General features: G+C 63.3%; 1 protein-coding gene. It reads right to left on the bottom strand.

What is annotated here, in order from left to right; translation table 11 throughout:
• Window positions 1-215: acyl-CoA dehydrogenase family protein (locus tag A3736_RS09430; protein ID WP_197465571.1), on the bottom strand; the 215-nt coding region annotated here is incomplete at both ends.

Below are 215 nucleotides of genomic sequence, written 5' to 3'. Positions count from 1 at the left end.
TCGGTGAACACGGCGGTCGGCAGGATGCTCCCATCGGCGAGGCGGGGGAGGAATTTGCGCTTCTGCTCCTGCGTACCGTTGGCAAGGATCAATTCTCCGGCAATTTCCGAGCGCGTCCCCAGCGAACCGGCACAGATCCATCCGCGCGACAATTCTTCCGAAACGAGACACATCGCCAGCTTGCCGAGGCCGAGGCCGCCGTGCTCCTCCGGAAT

It is taken from the genome of Erythrobacter sp. HI0063 (genome assembly GCF_001635685.1).
Classification (GTDB): Bacteria; Pseudomonadota; Alphaproteobacteria; order Sphingomonadales; family Sphingomonadaceae; genus Qipengyuania.
Note: the sequence above shows the minus strand (reverse complement) of the source record. Positions and strands in the feature narration are given on the sequence as shown.